Below are 273 nucleotides of genomic sequence, written 5' to 3'. Positions count from 1 at the left end.
CCATGATGACTTGACGTCGTCCCCACCTTCCTCCGGTTTATCACCGGCAGTCTCCCTAGAGTTCCCACCATTACGTGCTGGCAACTAAGGATAAGGGTTGCGCTCGTTGCGGGACTTAACCCAACATTTCACAACACGAGCTGACGACAGCCATGCAGCACCTGTCTTAGCGTTCCCGAAGGCACAACTGCATCTCTGCAATCTTCGCTAGATGTCAAGAGTAGGTAAGGTTCTTCGCGTTGCGTCGAATTAAACCACATGCTCCACCGCTTG

At 52.7% G+C, this 273-nt stretch carries 1 rRNA gene; it reads right to left on the bottom strand.

Going from position 1 to position 273, the window contains the following annotated elements:
- Positions 1-273 (bottom strand): 16S ribosomal RNA (locus SB753_RS37205); the annotation flags it as partial.

The organism is Paraburkholderia sp. SIMBA_053, from assembly GCF_046534895.1.
In the GTDB taxonomy this organism is placed as follows: domain Bacteria; phylum Pseudomonadota; class Gammaproteobacteria; order Burkholderiales; family Burkholderiaceae; genus Paraburkholderia; species Paraburkholderia caledonica.
The sequence above is the reverse complement of the archived record's forward strand: the minus strand, read 5'-3'. Positions and strand labels throughout refer to the sequence as shown.